Below are 23671 nucleotides of genomic sequence, written 5' to 3'. Positions count from 1 at the left end.
CCCGAGCTTACCCCATTCAGGAGACAGAATATGTCGACCGTTGCCGTTACCGACGATACCTTTGATGCCGAAGTCAAGAACTCGACCGTTCCCGTGGTTGTGGACTTCTGGGCGGAATGGTGTGGTCCTTGCAAACAGATCGGCCCCGCACTGGAAGAACTGGCCGCTGAGTATGGCGACAAGGTGAAAATCGCCAAGGTGGACGTGGACAGCAACCCGAACGCAGCCGCTGCGATGGGCGTGCGCGGCATCCCCGCACTGTTCATCTTCAAGGACGGTCAGGTTGTCTCGAACCGCGCGGGCGCGGCACCCAAAGCCGCGCTGCAAAGCTGGATCGACGAATCCATCTGATCCGGATTGGTATGCGAATGACCAAAGGCGCCCCGAACCGGGCGCCTTTTTTATGATCCTTTTTTGACCATGGGGCTTTGATGGCAAAAACACGAGTACTTGTGGAATTTGGTATGGGCACGTCCCTGCGGCGTGAGGACTATACCGAGGCCGCCTTGCGCGCGATCAAGGATGCGCTGTGGCACAATTCGGTCAATATGGCTGAGCTGTTCGATTTTCCCAAAGAGGCGATGATCATTGATGCCGAGATCGGCGTGCAGCAACCCGATAAAGTGGACCGTGAGGCGTTGAAGGCCGTGTTCCCATACGGTCAGCCGAACATCACGGTCACCCGCGGTGGGCTAGACATCGAAAAACCGCACGCCGATAGCCACACAGTGATCGCAAACGCCGCCATCATCGTCTCTTTCGACATGGAGCCCGCGCTATGAGTGAAAAACGTATCATTCTTGAGATGGGCACCGGCAATGACCTCTATGGTCAGGATTACACCAAAGCCGCACGGCGGGCGGTGCAGGACGCGCTGCATCATTCCTCGATCACTCTGTTTTCGCGCTTAGGCGTGGACCACAAAGAGATGCGCGTCGTGGTGACAATTGGGGTGCAACAGCCCGAGGCCGTGGATTGCGATCTGGTCGCGCAGGATTTGCCACGGGGCAGGGCCGAGGTACGGGCTGTGTTGGGCGGGCTGGACGTCGAGGACAGTGATGCAGGCACCCGCCACGTCATCGCAACCGCAGCGGTTGAGGCCTATCTGCCTGATATGTCGGGCAAATACAGGCTGGTTTGAAAAGAAAAAGCCGCTCGGACGAGCGGCTCATCTTTACTACGGCTGATCTGAAACGGATCAGATGGTGATGATGTCTTTACGGGTCAGACCGATATCTTCCAGCTGAGCGTCGCTCAGTTGCGACAACGCTTTGCGTGTCTTGCGAGTTTCGTTCCACTCAACCGCTTTTTCGAAAGCCACAGTGAACGCGTCCACTACGTGCAGGATGGTAGCTGCTCCGAGCGGCGCAGTGTTTTGTGCAGTATTTGCCATTTGCGCAGTCCTTCAAACTGAAACAGCCGACCCAATGTCGGTTGTAAGCCTCATGTAGTGCAGGGGTCTGAGTCTCACAATTGCCAGTCTGGTAGACCCGATCTGCGTTTCTTGCATATCTTTTGGGCAGTTTGTGAACAGTTGCGTTGGCGCTGGCTCCGGCCCATATAGGGTCCCAGTGATGAACGGAGGCCCTGATGGCAGACAGCGATTTTCCCGGTTGGCATGGCACAACGATCATTGGCGTCAAGAAAGACGGCCAGGTGGTGATTGCCGGGGACGGACAGGTCAGCCTGGGTCAGACCGTGATCAAGGGCACCGCCCGCAAGGTCCGCCGCCTGTCACCCGGTGGATTCGAGGTTGTGGCAGGCTTTGCCGGATCGACGGCGGATGCGTTCACTCTGCTCGAGCGGCTGGAGGCCAAGCTTGAGGCCACCCCGGGCCAACTGGCCCGTGCCTCGGTCGAGCTGGCCAAGGATTGGCGCACCGACAAATACCTGCAAAAGCTCGAAGCGATGCTGATCGTCACCGATGGCAAGGACCTGCTGGTGATCACCGGGGCAGGGGACGTGTTGGAGCCGGAACACAACGTGGCCGCCATCGGATCGGGCGGAAACTTTGCCCTCGCCGCTGCGCGCGCGATGATGGACAGCGACAAGCCCGCTGAAACGGTTGCACGTGAAGCCATGGCGATTGCTGCCGACATCTGCGTCTATACCAACGGCAATCTGACGGTCGAGACGATCTAGGGCGTTCTGCGTTTCACCAAAACACTGTATCGAAATGCGCGCTCGACCGAGGGGAAAAGCAGCGTATTCCGACTCAAATCAAACGCAAAGCTGCCTCAAGCTAACAGCGCCTTGATCTCTTTCCCTTTCCAGCGGCGGTGCATTCCGATCAGGCCGAAGATCGCGGCGATGATCACGATGTAGTAGGGCACGCGGATGTCGATGCTCATCAGCCCGCCGCCGATCAGAGACATGACCCCTCCGGCCAGGCAGAAGACTGCGGTGGTCACGCCCATGACCCAACCCTGATCCGCCTCACTGACGCTGGATGAAAACAAACCCAAAAGGGTTGGGTATGAAACACCGAAAAAGAAGTAGAAGAAGAAAACCGGAATGTAACTCAACGCACCGCTGGGGCTGAAGGCGAACGCAAGCCCGCAGATCACCATCGTGATCAGTGAGACATAGATGATCTTGTGCTTGCTGAACCTCTCTTGCGCGGGTTTCACAAGGAAGGTGCTGGAAAAGGCCAGCGCAAAGCCGATGACGACCATGGCCATACTGCCTCCGATCACGCCATAACCGAAACGGCTGGTCAGGAAATTGTCGACGAACACATAAAAGGTGACGTTGGCGATCATGAAGAACGAGTAGACCGGCAGAATTTTCAGGACCATCGGGTGACCGCGCACAGCGATCAGGCTGTCGGTGATATCGCGCGGACGAAAGACAAAGGGCGCGCGTTCGCTGCGGGTGTCCTTGAAGAAGGCCAGCACGAGGAAAATGGCGATCAGCACCAGAACGAAGGCACCGTAGAAGGGTGTTCTCAGCGTGGCAAAGCTGCCCAGTAGGGCAGAGTCCGACAGGACGGCGCCGATGATCGGCCCTCCGACAAGGCCAAAGCTGACGCCGGTCACGATATACCCCATATTGCGGTCACGATCGGCAGCATCGGTGCTACCGTCAATCATCGCCGCTTGAGCGATGGGCTGATTGCCAGCCGTAAAACCAGTGATCGACCGGCCCAGGATCAGCAGCAACAGACTATCGAGGTAGAGCGAGGCGATCGTAATCGTGTAGCCTGCCAACGCTCCGCCCAGACAGACCAGAAGCGCGTTCTTGCGCCCAATGGAATCCGAGACTTTCGAGACGTAAACGACCCCCAGAAACCACGACAGGAAGAAACACCCAATCACCAGCCCATAGTAGAAATGGCGACGGCCGTCGGGTGTGCCTTCAGGCAGAAAACCGGATTTCGTCTCCATGATCAGAGAGTTGATGATCGGAAAGACAAGCCCCTGTCCGATCAGGTCCACAAACACCACAAACAGCAGGGTGATCTTGGCAATCTTGGTCATGAAAAACGCCCCCGGTTCCAATAACTTGGGGCGAGTGTAACAGACAGTTGTGCCGTTACCTAACGATGTGTCAGAGGCCGGAGAACCCGACCTCTGACGGCGCGATTACTTCAGCGATGCTACGCCCAGAGGTACTCCGGCGACCTCGCACCAGATGTATACTTCGTTGTATCCCGACACATCCATGGTCGGCGGGACTGCATAGGATTGCTTACCTGCAAGGTGCAGCAGCGCCCCGAGTTTGCTGTCAGGGGCGTAAGTGCCGTCTTTCCCAAATGCGACGCGCGGGTCGGGGCCGTTGTCCAGCGAAAAGTCCTCGCCCAGTTCAACGATGTAGCGGTCGCCATCCTTGACCAGTTTTACCGAACCGGTGGTGATGTGGTTCGAGCGGCCCTCGAACGTGCCTTTCTTTTTGGCTCCACCGGCCACAGCAGCAGTGGTGCCGGCCAGTGTTAGGGCAGCGCCGGTGGCAGCAGCTTTCACGAAAAGAGAACGACGAGTCATCATGATCAGGTATCTCCATAAGATAGATACGGGCCTGTTTGCCCGTCGCCATTTTTTATGCCGTACGCGGCCCTCGCATGGCGATTCACATCCTCACGAAATTCCGTGTGTGTTCTGTGAGTTGTCGTGATGTTGTCGTGATCGGCTTGTGTTTTCGCGACGTATGATTAGGTTCCGCTTCGAAACAGACGGATAAAACACATATGACCGACCTGACCCCGCGCGAGATTGTCTCGGAACTGGACCGCTTCATCATCGGGCAAAAAGACGCCAAGCGCGCAGTGGCCGTGGCCTTGCGCAACCGCTGGCGACGCAAGCAGTTGGCCGATGATATCCGGGATGAAGTCTACCCCAAGAACATCCTGATGATCGGGCCCACCGGCGTCGGAAAAACCGAGATCAGCCGCCGTCTGGCCAAACTGGCCCGTGCGCCCTTCATCAAAGTCGAGGCCACCAAGTTCACTGAAGTCGGCTATGTCGGCCGTGACGTGGAACAGATCGTGCGCGATCTGGCCGACGCAGCGATCATTCAGACCCGCGAATACATGCGTGAGGATGTGAAGGCTCGCGCCCATCAGGCCGCCGAGGATCGCGTGATCGAAGCCATTGCTGGCACCGATGCCCGCGAAGCGACCCGTGAAATGTTCCGCAAGAAGTTAAAATCGGGTGAGTTGGACGACACAGAGATCGAGCTGGAGCTGTCTGACACCTCAAACCCGATGCCAATGTTCGACCTACCCGGCCAGCCCGGCAGCCAGATGGGCATGATGAATCTGGGCGATATCTTCGGCAAGGCGTTTGGCGGCCGCACGGTGAAAAAGAAAGTGACCGTGGCCGAAAGCTATGACCTGTTGATCGGGGAAGAGGCCGACAAGCTGCTGGACGACGAAACCGTCAACCGCGTGGCGCTGGAGTCGGTCGAACAGAACGGCATCGTGTTTCTGGACGAGATCGACAAGGTTTGCGCCCGCTCAGACGCGCGCGGCGGCGATGTCAGCCGGGAAGGGGTCCAGCGCGACCTTCTGCCTCTGATCGAGGGCACCACTGTGTCCACCAAACATGGCCCGGTGAAAACCGACCACATCCTGTTTATTGCCTCGGGTGCGTTCCACATCGCGAAACCCTCGGACCTGCTGCCGGAACTCCAGGGCCGTTTGCCGATCCGAGTGGAGCTGCGCGCGCTGACAGAAGAGGATTTCGTCCGCATCCTGACCGAAACGGACAACGCGCTGACCCTCCAATACAGCGCCCTTATGGGCACCGAAGAGGTTACCGTCAGCTTCACCGATGACGGCATCGCGGCGTTGGCCAAGATCGCTGCGGATGTGAACCAGACCGTTGAAAACATCGGCGCCCGGCGGCTTTACACAGTGATGGAGCGTGTGTTTGAAGAACTCTCGTTCACCGCGCCCGATCAGGCCGGGACCGAGATCACGGTGAACGCGCAATTCGTGGATGACAATCTGGGTGAGTTGACGAAATCAACCGACCTCAGCCGTTACGTATTGTAACAAATCCAGCTGTATTTCGCCGCCGATTTGGCGGCGAATTTTCGTTCCGGCTGGACCTCGCACCAGAAACTGGTAACCGTGACTCAAACTCTGTTTCTTTGAGGGTTGAGCCGTGTTGCGTTTGAGTATTGCCTTTCTTGCTGTTGCTACACTGAGCGCTTGCGTCGACAGAACTGCGCAGGTGACAGTGCCGTCCGCGTTGAATGTGGGATCCGCAGAAACCGTCTACGCGGCCACAACCCGGGGGCGGAACCCCGACGGAACGTTTAACGCCGACCGGGGTGAGCGGGTTCAGTACCACAAAATGACGGTCTCAATCCCGCCAAACCACACGCCAGGCACGTTGGAGTTTTCTTACGCAAACCCCAATCCGGAAAAGCAGTTTGTTTTGGCCAACACCACGGACCTGTCCGGCCCGCGTGAGTTGGCAAACCAGCTGCGCGGAGAAGATGATGTGTCGATCTTCGTGCACGGGTATAACTCGACCCATACCGAGACCGCGTTTCGCGCGGCGCAGTTGGCGCATGATCTTGATATTCCCGGATCGGTCCTGATTTACTCCTGGCCCAGTCAGGCGCGCGGGGCAGGGTATGCCTATGATCTGGACAGCATGTTGTTTGCCCGCGACGGGTTAGAGAAGACAATCCGGGATCTGAAATCCATCGGCGTGAAACGGGTTGTGCTGGTCGCCCACTCTATGGGCGGTGCCCTGTCGATGGAGATGATGCGTCAGGCCGAGCTTCGGTCCCCCGGCTGGTCACGGCGCAACCTTGATGGCGTGTTCCTGATCTCGCCCGATCTGGATATTGACGTGTTTCGTTCGCAAATGGACAGCATCAAAACTCCGCCCGATCCCTTTGTCGTGATGGTATCGCAAAAGGACAAGATCCTGAATATCTCGGCCCGGATTCGCGGTACACCGGGGAGTGAACGGCTGGGTAATATCAGCACCATCGAGGCGCTGGCCGACTATCCGATCGAAGTGATTGACGCGACCGCTTTCAACAGCGATGCCGAGTCATCACATTTCGTTGCTGCAACCTCACCCGCCTTGCTGTCGCTGCTCAGTTCGGCCCGGCGTGTTGGAAACACCCTTGGAAATCGACGCCGGGGCATCGATTATTTGATCCCGAACAGTCAACGCAACCCCTCGGGTGCGACCGAGGTTGTTCTGTCTGAGACCGGGCAGGCGCAGGTCGCTACTCAGTAGGTGTCTAGGGCTTGCTGGAGGGTCTCAAACCTTCTCTGTCGGCGGGCCGAGCCTAGCGGACCCGTCTCAGATAGACATAGTAGGCACCATCCCCACCGTGACTGATATGCGCAGGTGTCACCTGCATCACCGCTTGCGCCAGAGGCGGGATCGAAAGCCAATGCGGCACCTGATTGCGCAACACACCGCGCGGGGTCGGGATCGGGCCTGGCTCATCACGGTCTTTTCCCTTGCCAGTGATCACCAGAACCAGACGTTTACCCTGCGCCTGCGCTGTAAGCACAAATCGCACAAGTGCCGGATGCGCGGTGTCTATCCGCATCCCGTGCAGGTCCAGCTTGCCCTCGGGTTTGAGCTTGCCACGCTTCATGCGGCCAAAGGCCTTGGTGTCCATCTGAACGGGGGCAGCGCGCAGCGCCTCGGTGATCGACGGTTTCAAACGGTTGGAAGAAGGCTTGGGAGGTTTGTTCTGCCCCAGCTCAAACGCTTCAATCCGGGGTTTTGGTAGTTTCTTGGGCGTGGGTTTGGGCAGAGTTGTCGGATGCACGGTCTGAGGGATCTCAGGGTGCAGCCGCTCAGCCTGTTTGGCGACCTTGCGCCACAGCTCGATCTCATCGCTGGTCAGTTTGCGCCGGGTCATCAGTAGTCATCCGTCGCCATGGCAAAGGCACGCTGAATCGGCAGCAGCACAACCATGCGACCGGGGTCCTTCAAGCGGCCGGCAGCTTGCCCGGCATCGTCACCCGTTCCAAAGAAGATATCGGCCCGCTGCGCACCCTTGATCGCCGCGCCGGTATCCTGCGCGATCATCAGGCGGCGCAAGGGCTTCTTGCCGTCTTTCTCAACCCAGACTGGAGCACCGAGCGGCGTATAGGCAGGATCGGCCGCGATGCTGCGCATGGTCGTGATTGAGCGGTTCATTGCACCCAAAGGCCCCAGTTCTGGCGCGACGCGGCTCACCTCGCGGAAGAACACGTATGAAGGGTTGTGAAACAAGAGCTCTGCCCCAGCTTCGGGGTTCTTGCGTACCCAGGCCTGGATCATCTGCGCGCTGACCGCATGGGCACCCAAAGCGCCGCGCCGGACCAGCTCAACCCCGATGGAACGGTAGGGCTGCCCGTTCGCGCCACCATATCCCACACGCAAGGCACCGCCGTCCGGCAGTCGCACCCGGCCAGAGCCCTGAATTTGCAGAAAGAACAGCTCAACCGGGTCATCGACCCAGGCGATCTCAAGCCCGCGGCCCTGCATCACGTCGCTGGTCAGGATCTCGCGCCGGCTGAGCCACGGCCCGTCCCGCGCCTCGGGCGGCATCTTGTAGATCGGATACTTGAAACGATCCGTCCGGGTTCTGGAGCCGTCAAGCTCTGGCTCAAAATACCCGGTAAAAAGACCGTCCTTACCATCTTCGACCAAAACGGGCCGGAAGAAGAGTTCAAAGAAAGACCGCGCGGCATCCCCCTCATAGGTCCGGGCGACACCGCAAAGCGCACGCCAATCCGGGTCGTTCAGATCGCCGCAAGTGTTCAGAAAAACGGAAAGGGCCGCGCCGTGGTCATCCTCGGCCCAGCCCTGCAAGTCGTCAAACGACAGAACGGATCGCGTCGCCTCGGCTCCGGCGGCGCTGGCAGTGGTCATCGCACCCACCAGAATAAGCGACCGGAGCGTGGCAATCATGCGTCCGTGGCAACAAGCAGCCAGTTTGGATCGTCCTTGCCCATCACGCGGGCAAAGGTCCAGCTGTCCTTTTGGCGTTTCACGGTATTCGGGTTGCCTTCGATGATGTCACCACCACGATCCCGCACAACCGAGGTCAGCTCACCAATGAACTTCATGGTGATTTCGGCCTCGTTGGTGTCTTTGTCAAAGGAGACATCGGTCAGGGTGGTTTCGCGCACGCCGATGAACTCAGCCTCGATCGTCAGGCCTTGATCTTCACGCGCGGATACGACTGAGACAAAGGTTTCGAACACGTCTTCGGCAAGGAAGGGCTGGATCTCGTCCAAATTGCCCTTCTCAAAACCCATCACGATCATCTCATAGGCACCACGGGCGCCCTGAACAAATTCACTGACCGAGAAGCTGGGCTCAACCCGCTTCATCGCAGCCAGGGTCTGTGCTTGCTCGCTGTCTTCGGGGACGTGGTCTGTGATGTCATGATCCGGACCGCCTTCGATCACCTCGAAATCACGACGGGACGCACCCGCATCGGGCTGATGCGGAACAGGGGGTTTTTCGAAACCTTCACGCGTTCCCAACACGCTTTTCAAACGCAGGATCAGGAAAACGGCAATTCCGGCCAGTACCAGCAGCTGGATCATGGGTTCGTTCATTTCATCCTCTTTTCAGAACCGAGACTTTGTGTACGCGGCCTCCTGCCACTATGTAGGTGACAGTTGGTGGCAAGTCCACAGTTCGGCCATAGGTAAAGGATAACGCAAATGTACCTGTTCTTGGCATTTTTATTGGTTCCGATCCTCGAGATCGCCCTGTTCATCCAGGTTGGCGGTCTGATCGGCCTGTGGCCAACCCTTGCCATCGTGGTTCTGACAGCGGTTCTGGGCACCACATTGGTGCGGACACAAGGTCGCATGGCGCTGGGGCAATTGCAGCAATCCTTCGCCACTCTGGACGACCCAACCGAGCCTTTGGTCCATGGCGCAATGATCCTTTTGTCCGGCGCGCTGTTGCTGACACCTGGCTTTTTCACCGATGCTGTCGGGTTTGCACTGTTAATCCCCAGCGTGCGGATCGCCGTTTTCCGCTATCTGAAGACCAAAGTGACCGTGACCCAGTTCCAGATGGGGCAGGGCGCGGGCTTTCAACAGCCGCGCGAACCGTTTGATCAGGACGACGTGATTGACGGCGAGTTTACCGAGGTGCGCCCGCGCAAGGACCCCTCGAAACCGTCAAAATGGGTGGAAGGTCCCCACCAGCATTGAGGTGCCGCGCGCAACTTGCTAAGCAGTGTCGAATTTCATTTTTGGAGTAGATCCATGGCCGAAGAAAACGCTGCAGAAAACACTGCGGCCCAAGCCGCCCCTCAGGTTCAGATGCGCGTTCTGGGACAGTTCATTCGCGATATGTCCTTTGAAAACGTCATGGCGCAAAAAGGCGTGTCCGGTGACGTACAGCCCGAGATTCAGGTTCAGGTGAACCTGGACGCGAAAAAGCGTCAGGTCGAGCATCAGTACGAAGTTTCAATCAAGCTGAAGCTGACCTCGAAAGCCAAAGGCATGGACGATGTCCTGTTCCTGTGCGAGCTGGACTATTGCGGGCTGTTCCACGTGGAAGGCGTGCCAGAAGATCAGCTGCACCCGTTCCTGATGATCGAATGCCCGCGCATGCTATTCCCGTTCCTGCGCCGCATCGTAAGCGACGTTACCCGCGATGGTGGCTATCCGCCGGTGAACCTGGACAACATTGATTTCGTTGCACTTTACCGCAACGAGCTAATGCGCCGTCAGGCCGCTCAGGCGGAACAGGCCGAGCAGACCGACGCCTAAATCCCTTGACCCGTGCCTGACCGGATCAGGCGCGGGTCCACAGGGCGCTTTCGCCCAGTTTCTCGACAAATGCCTCATGCGCTGCGCGCTCATCCTCGGTGATCCGGGATGGCAGAGGCGTTGTGCGCGGTGTCGGACGCCAGTCATCTGCCCCACCCGTGCCGGACGCGGCTGAGGCGGAAAGGCCGAAATCCGGTTGGCGTCCGCCGATCAGCTCCAGATAGACCTCGGCCAGAATCTCGGAGTCCAAAAGCGCGCCGTGCAGCACTCGGTTCGAGTTGTCGATATTGAACCGCCGGCACAGCGCATCCAACGATGCCGGAGAGCCCGGAAACCGTTTGCGCGCAATGGCGAGCGTATCGAGCGCCTGATCCATCGGGATCGGCGGCAGGCCCATCCATTTCAGCTCGGCGTTTAGGAACTTCATATCGAAGGAGGCGTTGTGGATCACCAGTTTCGCGTCGCCAATAAACTCGCGAAATCCCTGACCGACCTTGGCAAAGACCGGTTTGTCTTTCAGCGTCACCTCGCCTTTTTCGGGCGGGCGCGGGGTTTCCAGCAGGTCGGGACCAATACCATGTACGCCAAATGCCTCTTCCGGCATGCCGCGTTCGGGGTTGATATAGACATGATAGGTCTCGCCCGTGGCGACATGGTTCCACAACTCAACCGCGCCGATCTCGACAATCCGGTCACCGCTTTCAGGATCAAAGCCCGTGGTTTCGGTATCGAGTACAATCTCACGCATCAGCCATCCCCGCCCGTACCTGTCTGATCACATCCTGCACCTGCGCGCGGGCATGGTCCAGTGTGTCGGTGTCGATCACATAGTCCGAGCGCGCGCATTTCTCGTCATTCGGCATTTGCTTGGCGCGGATCTGTTCGAACTGAGCCTCGGACATCGTGCCGCGTTCCATCACGCGGCGTTTTTGTTCGTCAGGAGATATCCGAACGCAGGCGACCGCATCCATCGCGGCCTCACCGCCAGTTTCGAACAGAAGAGGGATGTCGAACACCAAAATATCGGCCGAGGCGCTTTCGCGAAATGCCGCGCGATCTGCGGCGACCAGAGGGTGAACGATCCCCTCGATCCGTTTCAACGCAGAACTGTCTTCGGAAATAATCCGTTTCAAAGCCTCGCGGCTAACTGCACCCTCTACGATAGCCGACGGAAAACCCTCACCCATCGGCCCAACTGCCGCGCCACCTTTGGCATAAAGACGATGCACCGCTGCATCCGCATCCCAAAGCGCGCAGCCTTCATCGACGAACATCTGCGCCGTGGTGCTTTTGCCCATCCCGATAGAGCCTGTCAGGCCAAGCGCAAACCTCATGCCAGCACGGCCGCGCGCAAATCGCCATTGACCTCGGGGCGCACGCCGAACCAACGCTCAAAGCCCGGAACTGCCTGATGCAGCAGCATACCCAGTCCATCGACCACGGTGCATCCGGCGTCTTCCGCTGTCTTCAGCAGGTTGGTCTTGAGCGGCGCATAGACCAGATCGGTCACCACGGCGCCCGGCTGCAATCCATCCAATGGCACCCGCAGCTCAGGCTGACCCTGCATGCCCAGAGACGTCGTGTTGACCACAAGCTCGGCGTTTTCGATCATGTTTCCGGCCTGTACCCAATCCACAACGGTGATGCGCTGGCCGAATTCTTCTTTCAGATGATCGGCACGGGTGCGGGTCCGGTTGGTCAGCAGGATCTCGGGCACGCCTGCATCCGCGAGCGCCTGCAACACGGCGCGCGCCGCTCCGCCCGCGCCAAAGACCACGGCGGGGCCATCCTTGGCGCTCCAATCCGGAGCGCCAGCGCGCAGGTTCTCCATGAACCCATACCCATCGGTGTTATCGGCGTGGATCGAGCCGTCCTCGCGGAAAACCAGCGTATTCGCGGCCCCGATCACGGTCGCCCGGTCCGAGACGTGGTCTGCAATGCGCAAGGCCGCCTCTTTATGCGGCACCGTCACGTTGGTACCCACAAAACCGGCCTTGGGCAGGGTGCGCAGGACAGTTTCCAGATCAGCCGGGGCGACATCCATGGGAACATAGTGCCCCTCTAGCCCGTAGGTCTTCAGCCAATGCCCATGCAATTTGGGCGAGCGGGAATGGCCCACAGGGTGCCCGATCACTCCGGCCAGAGGAATCTTGTGGTCCGTCATTGATCAATCACCCCTTTGACAGCCAGATAGTTGAGCAACTCCAACAGTGGCATACCCAAAACGTTAAAGTAATCACCGTCAATGGTGGCGAACAGGCGCACGCCTTCTTCCTCAAGCTTATATGCACCCACCGCGTGGCGGATGCTGTGCCAGTTGCGGTCGACATAGTCTCGCAGGTAGGCGTCCGAGCTCATCCGCATCCGCAGGCGCACCTGACCGACATGGCGCCAGATCGGCTCACCATCCTGATAGATCACCGCTGCGGACAGCAACATGTGCCGCTTGCCCCGCATCATCTTCAACTGGGCAAAGGCGTCTTCGGCTGTCTCAGGCTTTGACAGCAACTGCCCGTCGAAATCCAGCACCTGATCGCAGCCCAGCACAATCGCTCCGGGCGTCTTGTCACTCACCTTGCGCGCTTTCATTTCCGCCAGCGCATCGGCAATATCACGCGGCGAGGCGCCTTCGGCCAACAAGGCACGCTTTATGCTATCCTCGTCCACGCGCGCGATCTGAACAGAGAAAGGCACGCCTGCGTTTTCCAGCAACTGCGCGCGAATGGAGGATCCTGAGGCAAGGACGATGGGGACAGACATGTGGACAACCCCGTGGGCAAATCGTTGAGCGGTCTTGGACGCTTTGTATGGTTTTCAGATTGACACGCAAGCCCGGGAATTTCGCGAAAAACTTCCCTGAGTCGCTCAAACATCATCCAATCGGGGTAAGGATAACTTTGAAACAGCGGATAACCGAGACATCTGGAATTGTTCAAGGTGTTATCCCCAGACACATCCTCAGAATTCAGAACTAACTATATGTTTTAATTTGATTATTTTTGAAATTCACAGAATCGCTCAAGTCTCGTGCAAAACTGTCCACTTGGGGAAAACCAAAGGGTAAAAAAGTAATCCACGGATTTTACCCACCCTACAAAACCATCTTCCTTTCTTCTTTCTTTTTTTTTTATTAGGGAGAGTTCCGAGCAACGCCCGGAGCCAAGATGACTGATCTTCTTTTCACGATTTACCCGTGGGTGAAGTCCCTTCATATCATGGCGGTGATTTCGTGGATGGCAGGACTGTTCTACCTTCCCCGTCTGTTCGTCTATCACGTAGAAAAAGCGCAAGCGGTTAACGGGGCCGAGACTATCTTCTTTGAAATGGAAGAGAAGCTGCTGCGCGTGATCATGCGCCCCGCGATGATCGTGGCCTGGGCCTGCGGTCTGATCATGGTGTTTACGCCCGGCATTGTCGGCTGGGATTTTGCATGGCCCTGGCTTAAAGGCGCAGCCGTTATTGGCATGACCTGGTTTCATCATTGGTTGTTGGCCCGCCGCAAGGATTTCGCTGAGGGGCGAAATAAGCTCACTGGGCGGCAGTATCGCATGATGAACGAGGTTCCGACCGTTCTGATGGTTGTCATCGTTCTAGCGGTCATTCTGAAGTTCTGAGAGCCATTCCAGGAAGGGCCTGTTTGACTCCGTAGATTGACGCAACTATGTAGGGGTCAACACGCCCGTCCGGGCGGCGTCTTTTCCGTACTAAAATTCCACTTCGAACCGCAATCTGCGGTGAAGGTATACATCATGTCCAATGAATCCCTGAATCTGGCCGATCTGAAAGCCAAAAGCCCAAAAGACCTTCTGGCGATGGCCGAAGAGCTGGAGATCGAAAACGCCTCGACCATGCGTAAAGGCGAGATGATGTTCCAGATCCTGCGCGAACGCGCGGATGAGGGCTGGACTGTTGGCGGTGATGGCGTTCTGGAAGTCCTGCAAGACGGCTTCGGCTTCTTGCGCTCGCCCGAGGCGAACTATCTGCCGGGTCCGGACGACATCTATGTCTCGCCTGACATGATCCGTCTGCACTCGCTGCGTACGGGGGATACGGTCGAGGGTGAAATCAAAGCGCCCGACGATAGCGAACGGTATTTTGCGCTAACCAAGGTCACCAAGATCAACTTTGAAGATCCTGAGAAGGCCAAGCACAAAATCCTGTTCGACAACCTGACGCCGCTCTACCCGGATGAGCGTCTGAAGATGGAAATCGAGGACCCGACCATCAAGGACAAGTCGGCCCGTGTGATCGACCTGGTCTCGCCCATCGGTAAAGGCCAGCGGTCGCTGATCGTGGCGCCTCCGCGGACCGGTAAGACGGTGATCCTGCAGAACATCGCGCATTCGATCGAACAGAACCACCCAGAGTGTTACCTGATCGTCCTGCTGATCGACGAACGCCCGGAAGAGGTGACCGACATGCAGCGCTCGGTGAAGGGTGAGGTTGTGTCCTCAACCTTCGACGAACCTGCAACGCGCCACGTCGCCGTGTCCGAAATGGTGATCGAAAAAGCCAAGCGTTTGGTCGAACATAAACGAGATGTTGTTATTCTTCTCGACTCGATCACAAGACTTGGTAGAGCATTTAACACTGTGGTCCCATCCTCGGGTAAAGTTCTAACCGGTGGTGTGGACGCGAATGCTCTGCAACGGCCCAAGCGGTTCTTTGGTGCGGCGCGGAACATCGAAGAGGGTGGCTCGCTGACCATCATCGCCACCGCGCTGATCGATACCGGCAGCCGGATGGACGAAGTCATCTTCGAAGAATTCAAAGGCACGGGTAACTCGGAAATCGTTCTGGATCGGAAGATCGCAGACAAGCGCGTGTTCCCGGCCATCGACATCCTCAAGTCCGGTACTCGGAAAGAGGACCTGCTGGTGGACAAGGGCGATCTGGCCAAGACCTTCGTTCTGCGCCGTATCCTCAACCCGATGGGGACCACCGATGCAATCGAGTTCCTGTTGTCCAAGTTGAAACAGACGAAGACAAACGGCGAGTTCTTCGATTCGATGAACACCTGACACAGGTCTTAACTGACGCGAGGCCTTCGAATGGATACGATATTCGCCTTGGCCAGCGCGCAAGGCAAAGCAGGGGTGGCGGTCATCCGCCTCTCTGGTCCTGACGCGCATAGTGCCGCGGCTGGGATGACTGGCGGCGCGCTTCCGGCGCGTGGGATGTCTCTGCGGGTTTTGCGGGATGCTGACGGTGCTCGTCTGGATGATGGTCTGGTGCTGACCTTCAAGGCTCCGGCTAGCTTTACCGGTGAAGATGTAGCTGAGTTGCAGATTCACGGAAGTACGGCCTCGGTTATTGCTGTCATGCGCTGCTTGTCGGAAACGGACGGTCTGCGCCTTGCCGATCCGGGAGAGTTCACCCGCCGCGCGTTGGAAAACGGCAAGATGGATTTGGCCCAGGTCGAAGGCCTTGCCGATTTGATCGACGCTGAGACGGAAGCCCAACGGAAACAGGCGCAAACGATCCTCGCTGGTGAGTTGGGAAACCTTGCCGAGCGATGGAGGAGGGACCTGATCCGAGCTGCCTCTCTGTTGGAGGCCGTGATCGACTTTGCCGATGAAGAGGTTCCGACAGATGTCACCCCCGAGGTGCGCGAGCTGATCTCCGGCGTCATGGCGGATTTGAAGCGCGAAGCAGATGGCGTTCAGATCGCGGAACGCATCCGAACCGGCTTTGAAGTTGCAATCGTCGGCCTTCCCAACGCGGGCAAGTCTACCTTGCTGAATGCTTTGGCAGGGCGAGACGCTGCAATTACATCAGAATATGCGGGGACAACGCGGGACGTCATCGAAGTTCGAATGGATCTGGCAGGACTCCCAGTGACACTACTGGACACGGCAGGGCTGCGGGATACGGACGACCACGTTGAAAGCCTTGGTATCGCATTGGCTAAGAAACGCGCTGAAGCTGCCGATCTGCGTGTGTTCCTGTCTGACGAACCGTTGCATCTTGGTGTAGATATTCAGCCGGATGATATTCAGGTGGCACCGAAAGCGGATCTTCGTAGTCCCCAAGTCGGTGGTGTTTCCGGGAAAACGGGTCAGGGGATTGATCAGCTGATATCCAACATATCGCGTGTGCTGAGTAATCGTACCACTAGCCATGGTATAGCGACACGAGAACGCCATCGCATTGCATTGACTAAAGCACTGGACGCTCTGACTGCGGCAATGTCGGTTCTGGAATCAGGTCCAGACCTGTATGATATAGCAGCAGAAGAGATGCGCACTGCGATCCGCGCACTTGAATCTTTGGTGGGCAGAATAGGTGTCGAGGATCTGTTAGATGAAATATTCTCGAGCTTCTGTCTGGGAAAATAAGGAGTGTTTCACGTGAAACATTCAGACTTCGATGTAGTCGTCATTGGCGCGGGGCACGCGGGCACCGAGGCTGCACATGCTGCGGCCAGAATGGGCGTTTCGACAGCATTGGTCACGCTATCTGCAGCAGATATCGGTGTGATGTCGTGCAATCCTGCAATCGGAGGATTGGGTAAAGGCCACTTGGTTCGCGAGATAGATGCTTTGGACGGCGTCATGGGACGTGTTGCAGACCAAGCAGGGATCCAGTTCCGGCTACTAAACCGCCGAAAAGGGCCAGCGGTTCAAGGCCCAAGGACGCAAGCGGACAGGTCGCTTTACCGAGCAGCGATGCAAAAGGTAACGGATAGGCAAGGGAACCTGTCAGTTATTGTTGGCGAAGTCGTAGACTTTCTGATGAATCAGGATCGAGTAGCAGGCGTTAGGTTGGGCGACGGATCAGAAATCTCGGCAAAGTCGGTCATTCTTACTTCCGGCACGTTCCTTCGAGGCGTGATTCACATCGGAGACGTCTCACGACCCGGAGGTCGCATGGGAGATCGCCCTTCCGTGAGGCTGGCGGAACGTTTGGACGCATATGATCTTCCGACGGGACGTTTGAAAACGGGAACCCCACCGAGGCTAGATGGACGTACCATAGATTGGTCAGGGTTGGAACGTCAGGACGGTGACGACGAACCAACCTTGTTCTCGTTCCTGTCGACTTCAGTTGTTGCGCCGCAGATTTCGTGTGGGATTACCCATACGAACGCTCAGACACATGAAATAATTGAAAAGAACCTAAGCAAGTCAGCGATGTATGGTGGGCATATAGATGGCGTTGGCCCAAGATATTGCCCGTCGATCGAAGACAAGATTGTTCGGTTTGCAGAGAAAGACTCGCATCAGATCTTTCTTGAACCCGAAGGGGTGAATGATCACACGATTTACCCCAACGGTATTTCAACGTCTCTGCCGCAGGATGTGCAGCTACAATATGTTCGTTCGATAAAAGGTCTGGAGAATGCTGATATTCTTCAACCCGGTTACGCCATCGAGTACGACTATATAGACCCCCGTGTCCTATCAGCGACTTTGGCCTTGCCCGAGATTCCAGGCTTATATTTAGCGGGTCAGATCAACGGAACCACAGGATATGAGGAAGCTGCCGCTCAGGGTATGGTTGCTGGTCTCAATGCGGCTTTGGCTGTTCAAGGTAAAGACCCGGTCCATTTCACCCGCGCCGATAGCTATATCGGTGTCATGATAGATGATCTTACCACCCGAGGCGTTGCTGAACCGTATCGAATGTTCACCTCTCGCGCTGAATTCAGATTGTCGCTTCGAGCAGATAATGCTGATCAGCGTTTGACGCCTATCGGATTGCAGTTGAGTTGCGTTGGAAGCAGGCGTCGACAAGCTTTCACAGAAAAGATGGATCAATTGAGCGACGCGAAATCGCTTTTGAGCGAAAAAACCTATACGCCAAAAGAGGTTTTGGCCGCTGGCATCAACGTTAATCAGGACGGCAATAGGCGTGATGGCATGGCGATTCTGGCTTTTCCGGATGTGGCTTTTGAGGACCTGCTGCCCTTGTTACCCGAGCTGGATATGGTGACGCCAGATATCCGGCTTCAGGTCGCTAGGGATGCGCTTTACGCAAACTACATCGCACGGCAGCAGCGGGATGTCGAAGCGATGAAGAGGGATGAATCCTATCAGATTCCCAGGGATTTCGACTATTTTGCTTTAGATGGCCTTTCATCTGAAATGAAGCAAAAGCTGTCTCAGACAAAACCCGGAAATATTGCTCAGGCCAGTAGGGTAGAAGGCGTTACACCCGCTGCCTTGACCTTGCTTTTGGCAAAACTTCGGCGCGATCAAAAAGTTAAACAAGCATGAAGCCTGAATTTTCCAAGTTCGATGTTTCACGTGAAACATTCGACCGGCTGGATACGTATGTGGAGCTGCTGAAGCGTTGGAATCCCAAGATCAATCTAGTCTCAAGGAACAGTCTGGAGGATATCTGGGATCGACATATTCTGGATTCCGTCCAGGTATTCCGATGTGCAATGGCCGCAGATACCTGGGTTGATATCGGAACTGGAGGCGGATTTCCGGGGATGGTGTGTGCGATTATGGCACTGGAAGAGTCGCCAAACACCCGTTTCCAATTTGTTGAAAGTGATCAGAGAAAATCAGCATTCCTGAGGAACGTTGCTCGCGAATGCGGGGTGACGTGTCAGGTCATCTCAAAGCGAATCGAATCCGTTGAGCCACTTGAAGCGGATATTCTATCGGCCCGTGCTTTGGCAGATCTGCGCACATTATTGTCCTTTTGTGACAGGCATTTAAGCGATAACGGCACTGCTTTGTTGCCGAAAGGCGCGAACTGGAAAAAAGAACTGTCAGAGGCTCAGGAAGAATGGAAATTCGATGTTGAGCCGATTACAAGTTTAACAGAGCCCCAAGCCGTAATCCTTAAAATCAAAGGAGTATCTCGTGGTTGATCTTTCTCGTCCTTCAGGGCCCCGGATAATTGCGGTTGCCAATCAGAAGGGCGGAGTTGGGAAAACTACGACGGCGATAAATCTGGCTGCGGGTCTGGCCGAAGCCGGCTGTCGGGTTCTGGTTGTTGATCTCGATCCGCAGGGCAATGCGTCGACTGGATTGGGTGTCGAAGACCGGGATTGGACCACGTATGATCTTATTTTGGACGACGCACCGCTAGAGGCGGTCATACAAGAGACAGAAATAGGTGGTCTTTTCGTCATTCCGGCCACTGTCGATTTGAGTTCGGCGGATATCGAACTCATTTCAAACGAAAAACGCAGCTACTTGTTGCATGACGCGTTGCGACAAACCTCAATAGATGGGTTTGAGCTGGATTTTGTATTGATTGACTGCCCTCCGTCCTTGAACCTGCTGACGGTGAACGCGATGGTAGCCTCGCATTCGGTTCTTGTTCCATTGCAGAGTGAATTCTTTGCTCTGGAGGGTTTGTCTCAGCTGATGCTGACGATCCGAGAGGTCCGCCAAACTGCGAATCCAGATCTGAGAATCGAAGGGATTGTGTTGACTATGTATGACAACCGCAACAACTTGTCCCGTCAGGTCGAAAAAGACGCACGTGACAATTTGGGTGAGATGGTTTTTAAGACCAAGATACCCAGAAATGTGCGGGTCAGTGAGGCACCGTCTTACGCGTTGCCGGTTTTGCAATATGACTCGGGCTCGCTTGGGGCGATGGCATATCGACATCTGGCCCGCGAAGTCATGCACAAGAACAACAAAGTCGCCGCTTAAGCGACAATGAGGAGGGCGACATGAGCGCCAAAAAAGCGAAACCCAGGGGTCTTGGTCGTGGTCTTTCGGCCCTTATGGCGGATGTTACGCAGGAAACCGATGGACGCTCACCCGTCGAGCCGCGCCGCCCGGATATGACGGTACCCATCGAAAAGCTGAAAGCAAACCCGAACCAGCCGCGCCGGACTTTCCAGGCGGAGCAGTTGGATGAGTTGGCATCCTCGGTCAAGGAAAAGGGAATCATCCAACCATTGATCGTGCGCTCGATCGGTGCCGGAGAGTATGAAATCGTTGCCGGGGAACGCCGTTGGCGCGCCGCGCAAATGGCGCAACTGCATGATATTCCAGTTATTATTCGTGACTTTGATGATACTGAAGTTCTGGAAGTCGCGATTATCGAGAATATCCAACGGGCGGACCTCAATTCCGTCGAAGAAGCGGCTGGTTACAAGCAGCTCATGGATCGTTTCGGCCACACGCAGGAGAAACTGGCCGAGGCTTTGGGTAAAAGTCGCAGCCATATCGCTAACCTCTTGCGGCTTTTGTCTCTACCAATGGATGTGCAAGCCCTTGTGATAGAAGGGAAATTATCCGCTGGCCATGCAAGGGCTTTGATCACGGCCGAGAATCCATCGGAACTGGCCAAACAGGTCGTGAAAGAGGGGCTTTCGGTACGAGCCACAGAAGCCCTGGTGAAAAAGCAACAGCAGGATACAGGAGATCGTCCCGCACCGAGGTCTCGGGATCTGAATGCAGGCAAAGATGCAGATACCCGCGCATTGGAGAAAGACCTCTCAGCCATCTTGGCTATGAAGGTTGCAATCAACCACAAGGCGGGGACGGAAACGGGTCAGGTTGTGTTGACCTATGAAAACCTGGATCAGTTGGACGATCTTTGCGCTAAGCTCAGCCGTTAGGGCGGGTCCAGATAAAGATCATGACGCCGCTCAGAACCACGGCCTGAATAATCAGGACGTAGGACGGTAAAGACAGCAGAACCGAGATGCCAAATACGGCGGCGACCGACACGGTGGCCGCCTTTTTTGCGCTCGGGCGGATCGCGCCGGAGCTTTGCCAATCGATAATCATCGGACCAAACACCTGATGTGTTAGAAGCCAATTGTGTAGCCGGGACGATGAGCGGGCAAAGAAAAACGCGGCCAACAGCAGAAAGGGAACGGTTGGGAGAAGCGGCAAGACAACTCCGACCATGGCGAGCGCGACGCAGAGCAAACCAAGACCGGCCCAGAGGTACTGCATCGGTTACTCCAACAACTCGCGGATGACCGCGTTCAGAACGGCACGCCCGTCTTTGGTTGCCCTTAGGCGCGTGTCTGACAGCTCGATCATGCCAAGGTCAGACAGAGAGACGAGTTTGTCATTGGGAAGAGGGTGCCCGGAGAGAGCGCTAAACCTCTCCATATCTAGGCCTTTAGTGAGTCGGATACACATCATAAGGTATTCAGCTGCCTGTTCGACTGGAAGAACCTCAGTTCGATCACTTTCTCCGGATCCGTTGGAAACCGCCTTTAGCCAAGTATTTGGCGACAAATGGGTCTCCGTCGCGAATTTACGCCTGTTCAAAGTGACACGACCATGCGCGCCAGGTCCGATCCCAATATAGTCGCCGTAGCGCCAATAGATCTTGTTGTGCTGCGACTCGGCGCCGGGGCGGGCATGGTTGGAGACTTCATAGGCTGGTAGGCCGTGCGCCTCGCAGATCTCTTGCGTGGCCAGATACATATCGGCGGCGTGGTCATCCTCGGGCAAACCGCGCAATTTTCCGACCGCGTAGCGATCCCCAAAGGCGGTGCCTTCTTCGATGGTCAGTTGATAGAGCGACAGGTGATCAACGGCCATAGACAGGGCCTCGGTCAACTCGGCCTGCCAAGCTTCAAGGGTTTGATGTTGGCGCGCGTAGATCAAATCAAAGCTCACGCGGTCGAAACAGGTGCGGGCGATGTCGAAGGCGGCGCGTGCTTCGGCGACCGTATGGATGCGACCCAAGCGGCGGAGGTCTTCATCGTTCAGCGCCTGCACACCCATCGAAATCCGATTGACGCCAGCGTCACGATAGGCCGCAAAGCGCCCGGCCTCGACCGAACCGGGGTTGGCCTCGAGCGATATTTCCATGTCGTTGGCGGGCCGCCAGAGGTTGCGGGCTTCGTCAATGACGGCTGCAACGGTGTCGGGGTTCATCAGTGACGGAGTGCCACCGCCAAAGAAGATCGTGTTTAGAACCCTGTCGGGCGTTTCACTGGCTGATCGGCGTAGTTCGGCTAGATAAGCATCAAGCCATTGTTTTTGGTCAATATTTTTAGAAACATGGCTGTTGAAATCGCAATAGGGGCACTTGGCCTCGCAAAAGGGCCAATGCACATACAGGCCAAAGCCCCCGTTGCGCCAATCATCCGCCAAAGCAGCCCTTCACGAACATCTCTACCGCGCGACCGCGATGGCTGATCTTGTTCTTTTCCCAACGATCCATCTCGGCAAAGGTAATGTCGTGACCTTCGGGGACAAACATAGGGTCATACCCGAAGCCGTCCTTACCTCGGATTGGCCAGACGAGATGACCGGGTGCAATGCCTTCGAACACTTCGTCATGACCGTCGGGCCAGGCCAGAACCAATGTGCAGCGGAACTGCGCGGTGCGCGGGTGAGGGGCGTTCTTGGCCTCTAGTTCGTTATTGGCACGGGTCATGGCCATCATGAAATCGCGGCCATTGTCGGTTTCGGCCCAATCGGCCGTATAGACGCCCGGCGCACCGTCCAGCGCGTCGATGGTGATCCCGGAATCGTCCGACAGGGCAGGCAGGCCGGTGGCCTTGGCGGCAGCATGCGCTTTGATCCGGGCATTGCCGACAAAGGTATCTTCAGTCTCGTCCGGTTCGGGCAGGTTCATTTCTGCCGCGCCAACCACGGTCACGCCAAAGGGGTTGAGGAGATGCGCCATCTCCTCAAGCTTGCCTTTGTTGTGTGTGGCGACCAGTAGCCTGTCGCCGTCGAACTTGCGGGTCATGCTGTGGCGGCCTTTTGGGCGGCTGCCAGCTCACCCACACCTTTTTCGGCCAGATCCATCAGTTGATCCATCTGCGCGCGGCTGAAGACCGAGCCTTCGGCGCTCATCTGTACTTCGATTAGTTTGCCCGAGCCGGTCATGATGAAGTTGCCATCCACGCCCGCCTCGCTGTCTTCGGGGTAGTCGAGGTCCAGAACCGGCTGACCCGCGTAGATGCCGCAAGAAACGGCTGCAACAGGGTCTACTAAGGGATCTGAGATCACGTCACCCGCTTTCATCAACTTGTTCACGGCCAGACGCAGCGCCACCCAGCCACCGGTGATCGAGGCGCAGCGGGTGCCGCCATCCGCCTGGATGACATCGCAGTCGACGGTGATCTGACGCTCACCCAATGCAACCCGGTCGACACCGGCACGCAGGGCGCGGCCAATCAGGCGCTGGATTTCTACGGTACGACCGCCTTGTTTGCCCGAAGACGCCTCACGCCGCATCCGGGTGTTGGTTGCGCGGGGCAGCATGCCGTACTCGGCAGTCACCCAACCCAGGCCCGAACCCTTGATGAAGGGCGGCACGCGATCCTCGATCGTAGCGGTGCACAGCACATGGGTGTCGCCCATCTTGATCAGGCAAGACCCTTCGGCATGTTTGGTGAAGCCCGTCTCGATTGAAACGGCGCGCATTTCGTTTAGATCACGTCCTGAGGGTCGCATGGGAATTCCTTTGTTTGCTGGGTTGGGGATAACGTCCTGCGGCATTACGATGCAACCCCGATTGACCTTTCATTTACCTGCGATTTAATGGCAGTCCAGCAGGGGA

The 23671-nt window shown here is 56.8% G+C and carries 29 protein-coding genes; 15 read left to right on the top strand and 14 right to left on the bottom strand.

Annotated features, from left to right (window positions below; genetic code table 11):
* Positions 1 to 30: 30 nt before the first annotated feature.
* From trxA to ACR0KL_RS10510, 3 genes are all read left to right on the top strand, one after another.
* Positions 31 to 351, top strand: a complete 321-nt coding sequence (gene trxA / locus ACR0KL_RS10520; protein WP_050604667.1) for a thioredoxin — start codon at positions 31 to 33, stop codon at positions 349 to 351.
* An 80-nt stretch (positions 352 to 431) separates the two neighbouring features.
* Positions 432 to 782, top strand: a complete 351-nt coding sequence (locus ACR0KL_RS10515; RefSeq protein WP_170680596.1) for a Lin0512 family protein — start codon at positions 432 to 434, stop codon at positions 780 to 782.
* Positions 779 to 1141 (top strand): Lin0512 family protein, encoded by a 363-nt coding sequence (locus tag ACR0KL_RS10510; protein ID WP_170680598.1) that lies wholly within the window; start codon positions 779 to 781, stop codon positions 1139 to 1141. The genes ACR0KL_RS10515 and ACR0KL_RS10510 overlap by 4 nt, the downstream gene beginning before the upstream one ends.
* A 57-nt stretch (positions 1142 to 1198) precedes the next feature.
* Here the strand turns inward: ACR0KL_RS10510 and ACR0KL_RS10505 are convergent, their stop codons facing one another.
* Complete coding sequence (locus tag ACR0KL_RS10505; RefSeq protein ID WP_170380185.1) at positions 1199 to 1393, bottom strand: DUF1127 domain-containing protein; 195 nt, start codon at positions 1391 to 1393, stop codon at positions 1199 to 1201.
* A gap of 197 nt (positions 1394 to 1590) precedes the next feature.
* On the opposite strand from ACR0KL_RS10505, the gene hslV reads away from it, so the two are divergent.
* Positions 1591 to 2142 carry an ATP-dependent protease subunit HslV gene (hslV, locus tag ACR0KL_RS10500; protein ID WP_170462831.1) on the top strand — a complete coding sequence of 184 codons (552 nt, stop codon included), beginning with the start codon at positions 1591 to 1593 and terminating at the stop codon, positions 2140 to 2142.
* Between the two features lie 95 nt (positions 2143 to 2237).
* Here hslV and ACR0KL_RS10495 read toward each other — a convergent pair whose 3' ends face one another.
* Together ACR0KL_RS10495 and ACR0KL_RS10490 are read right to left on the bottom strand one after the other, a co-directional pair.
* Positions 2238 to 3479 (bottom strand): MFS transporter, encoded by a 1242-nt coding sequence (locus tag ACR0KL_RS10495; protein ID WP_170680600.1) that lies wholly within the window; start codon positions 3477 to 3479, stop codon positions 2238 to 2240.
* 105 nt (positions 3480 to 3584) lie between these two features.
* Positions 3585 to 3986 carry a DM13 domain-containing protein gene (locus tag ACR0KL_RS10490; RefSeq protein ID WP_170640845.1) on the bottom strand — a complete coding sequence of 134 codons (402 nt, stop codon included), beginning with the start codon at positions 3984 to 3986 and terminating at the stop codon, positions 3585 to 3587.
* A gap of 200 nt (positions 3987 to 4186) precedes the next feature.
* Between ACR0KL_RS10490 and hslU the strand changes: the two genes are divergently transcribed.
* Complete coding sequence (hslU, locus tag ACR0KL_RS10485; RefSeq protein ID WP_170680602.1) at positions 4187 to 5494, top strand: ATP-dependent protease ATPase subunit HslU; 1308 nt, start codon at positions 4187 to 4189, stop codon at positions 5492 to 5494.
* Positions 5495 to 5675: 181 nt separating this feature from the next.
* Positions 5676 to 6704: an alpha/beta hydrolase gene (locus ACR0KL_RS10480; RefSeq protein WP_480555348.1), complete on the top strand. Its 1029-nt coding sequence runs from the start codon at positions 5676 to 5678 to the stop codon at positions 6702 to 6704.
* A gap of 52 nt (positions 6705 to 6756) precedes the next feature.
* On the opposite strand, the gene ACR0KL_RS10475 is transcribed toward ACR0KL_RS10480, so the two are convergent.
* The 3 genes from ACR0KL_RS10475 to ACR0KL_RS10465 are packed head-to-tail and all read right to left on the bottom strand — an operon-like array spanning position 6757 to position 9037.
* The gene (locus ACR0KL_RS10475) at positions 6757 to 7344 is read right to left on the bottom strand and encodes a Smr/MutS family protein (RefSeq protein WP_170680606.1); all 588 of its coding nucleotides are present in this window, start codon (positions 7342 to 7344) and stop codon (positions 6757 to 6759) included.
* Positions 7344 to 8381 (bottom strand): murein transglycosylase A, encoded by a 1038-nt coding sequence (gene mltA, locus ACR0KL_RS10470; RefSeq protein ID WP_170680607.1) that lies wholly within the window; start codon positions 8379 to 8381, stop codon positions 7344 to 7346. The genes ACR0KL_RS10475 and mltA overlap by 1 nt, the downstream gene beginning before the upstream one ends.
* The gene (locus ACR0KL_RS10465; RefSeq protein WP_170380193.1) at positions 8378 to 9037 is read right to left on the bottom strand and encodes a Tim44/TimA family putative adaptor protein; all 660 of its coding nucleotides are present in this window, start codon (positions 9035 to 9037) and stop codon (positions 8378 to 8380) included. The genes mltA and ACR0KL_RS10465 overlap by 4 nt, the downstream gene beginning before the upstream one ends.
* A 108-nt stretch (positions 9038 to 9145) precedes the next feature.
* Here ACR0KL_RS10465 and ACR0KL_RS10460 point away from each other — a divergent pair, with 108 nt between their 5' ends.
* Positions 9146 to 9646, top strand: coding sequence for an FxsA family protein (locus ACR0KL_RS10460; protein WP_170680610.1), 501 nt, complete (start codon positions 9146 to 9148; stop codon positions 9644 to 9646).
* 54 nt (positions 9647 to 9700) lie between these two features.
* Positions 9701 to 10210 carry a protein-export chaperone SecB gene (gene secB, locus ACR0KL_RS10455; RefSeq protein WP_170380195.1) on the top strand — a complete coding sequence of 170 codons (510 nt, stop codon included), beginning with the start codon at positions 9701 to 9703 and terminating at the stop codon, positions 10208 to 10210.
* A gap of 25 nt (positions 10211 to 10235) precedes the next feature.
* Here secB and dnaQ read toward each other — a convergent pair whose 3' ends face one another.
* From dnaQ to ACR0KL_RS10435, 4 genes are read right to left on the bottom strand one after another with little or no spacing between them, the layout of a single operon-like run.
* Positions 10236 to 10958: a DNA polymerase III subunit epsilon gene (gene dnaQ / locus ACR0KL_RS10450; RefSeq protein ID WP_170680613.1), complete on the bottom strand. Its 723-nt coding sequence runs from the start codon at positions 10956 to 10958 to the stop codon at positions 10236 to 10238.
* A complete protein-coding gene (coaE, locus tag ACR0KL_RS10445) occupies positions 10951 to 11544 on the bottom strand; it encodes a dephospho-CoA kinase (protein ID WP_480776992.1) in 594 nt (197 codons plus the stop codon). The genes dnaQ and coaE overlap by 8 nt, the downstream gene beginning before the upstream one ends.
* On the bottom strand, positions 11541 to 12374 hold the full coding sequence (locus ACR0KL_RS10440) for a shikimate dehydrogenase (RefSeq protein ID WP_480776991.1): 834 nt from the start codon (positions 12372 to 12374) through the stop codon (positions 11541 to 11543). Before ACR0KL_RS10440 ends, coaE begins: the two co-directional genes overlap by 4 nt.
* Positions 12371 to 12970 carry a Maf family protein gene (locus ACR0KL_RS10435; protein WP_480776990.1) on the bottom strand — a complete coding sequence of 200 codons (600 nt, stop codon included), beginning with the start codon at positions 12968 to 12970 and terminating at the stop codon, positions 12371 to 12373. Before ACR0KL_RS10435 ends, ACR0KL_RS10440 begins: the two co-directional genes overlap by 4 nt.
* A gap of 404 nt (positions 12971 to 13374) precedes the next feature.
* Between ACR0KL_RS10435 and ACR0KL_RS10430 the strand changes: the two genes are divergently transcribed.
* From ACR0KL_RS10430 to ACR0KL_RS10400, 7 genes are all read left to right on the top strand, one after another.
* On the top strand, positions 13375 to 13824 hold the full coding sequence (locus tag ACR0KL_RS10430; protein ID WP_170470677.1) for a CopD family protein: 450 nt from the start codon (positions 13375 to 13377) through the stop codon (positions 13822 to 13824).
* Positions 13825 to 13959: 135 nt separating this feature from the next.
* Entirely contained in the window at positions 13960 to 15231 is a 1272-nt protein-coding gene (rho, locus tag ACR0KL_RS10425; protein ID WP_170765196.1) for a transcription termination factor Rho, read from the top strand.
* A gap of 30 nt (positions 15232 to 15261) precedes the next feature.
* Positions 15262 to 16548, top strand: coding sequence for a tRNA uridine-5-carboxymethylaminomethyl(34) synthesis GTPase MnmE (mnmE, locus tag ACR0KL_RS10420; protein ID WP_480776989.1), 1287 nt, complete (start codon positions 15262 to 15264; stop codon positions 16546 to 16548).
* A gap of 12 nt (positions 16549 to 16560) precedes the next feature.
* Entirely contained in the window at positions 16561 to 18429 is a 1869-nt protein-coding gene (gene mnmG / locus ACR0KL_RS10415; RefSeq protein ID WP_170680634.1) for a tRNA uridine-5-carboxymethylaminomethyl(34) synthesis enzyme MnmG, read from the top strand.
* Positions 18426 to 19037 carry a 16S rRNA (guanine(527)-N(7))-methyltransferase RsmG gene (rsmG, locus tag ACR0KL_RS10410; protein ID WP_170680637.1) on the top strand — a complete coding sequence of 204 codons (612 nt, stop codon included), beginning with the start codon at positions 18426 to 18428 and terminating at the stop codon, positions 19035 to 19037. The genes mnmG and rsmG overlap by 4 nt, the downstream gene beginning before the upstream one ends.
* On the top strand, positions 19030 to 19833 hold the full coding sequence (locus tag ACR0KL_RS10405; protein WP_170380205.1) for a ParA family protein: 804 nt from the start codon (positions 19030 to 19032) through the stop codon (positions 19831 to 19833). Before rsmG ends, ACR0KL_RS10405 begins: the two co-directional genes overlap by 8 nt.
* Positions 19834 to 19853: 20 nt before the next feature.
* A complete protein-coding gene (locus tag ACR0KL_RS10400; RefSeq protein WP_480776988.1) occupies positions 19854 to 20750 on the top strand; it encodes a ParB/RepB/Spo0J family partition protein in 897 nt (298 codons plus the stop codon).
* On the opposite strand, the gene ACR0KL_RS10395 is transcribed toward ACR0KL_RS10400, so the two are convergent.
* The 4 genes from ACR0KL_RS10395 to rph are packed head-to-tail and all read right to left on the bottom strand — an operon-like array spanning position 20740 to position 23565.
* Positions 20740 to 21093 (bottom strand): YbaN family protein, encoded by a 354-nt coding sequence (locus ACR0KL_RS10395; RefSeq protein WP_170660972.1) that lies wholly within the window; start codon positions 21091 to 21093, stop codon positions 20740 to 20742. The two genes, ACR0KL_RS10400 and ACR0KL_RS10395, sit on opposite strands and share 11 nt — an antisense overlap.
* Positions 21094 to 21096: 3 nt before the next feature.
* Positions 21097 to 22251 (bottom strand): radical SAM family heme chaperone HemW, encoded by a 1155-nt coding sequence (hemW, locus tag ACR0KL_RS10390; protein ID WP_170680643.1) that lies wholly within the window; start codon positions 22249 to 22251, stop codon positions 21097 to 21099.
* Positions 22241 to 22855 carry an RdgB/HAM1 family non-canonical purine NTP pyrophosphatase gene (rdgB, locus tag ACR0KL_RS10385; RefSeq protein ID WP_170680647.1) on the bottom strand — a complete coding sequence of 205 codons (615 nt, stop codon included), beginning with the start codon at positions 22853 to 22855 and terminating at the stop codon, positions 22241 to 22243. Before rdgB ends, hemW begins: the two co-directional genes overlap by 11 nt.
* Positions 22852 to 23565 carry a ribonuclease PH gene (rph, locus tag ACR0KL_RS10380; RefSeq protein ID WP_170680649.1) on the bottom strand — a complete coding sequence of 238 codons (714 nt, stop codon included), beginning with the start codon at positions 23563 to 23565 and terminating at the stop codon, positions 22852 to 22854. Before rph ends, rdgB begins: the two co-directional genes overlap by 4 nt.
* Between the last annotated feature and the right edge of the window lie 106 nt (positions 23566 to 23671).

The sequence above is a fragment of the Ruegeria sp. C8 genome, assembly GCF_056537565.1.
Note: the sequence above shows the minus strand (reverse complement) of the source record. Positions and strands in the feature narration are given on the sequence as shown.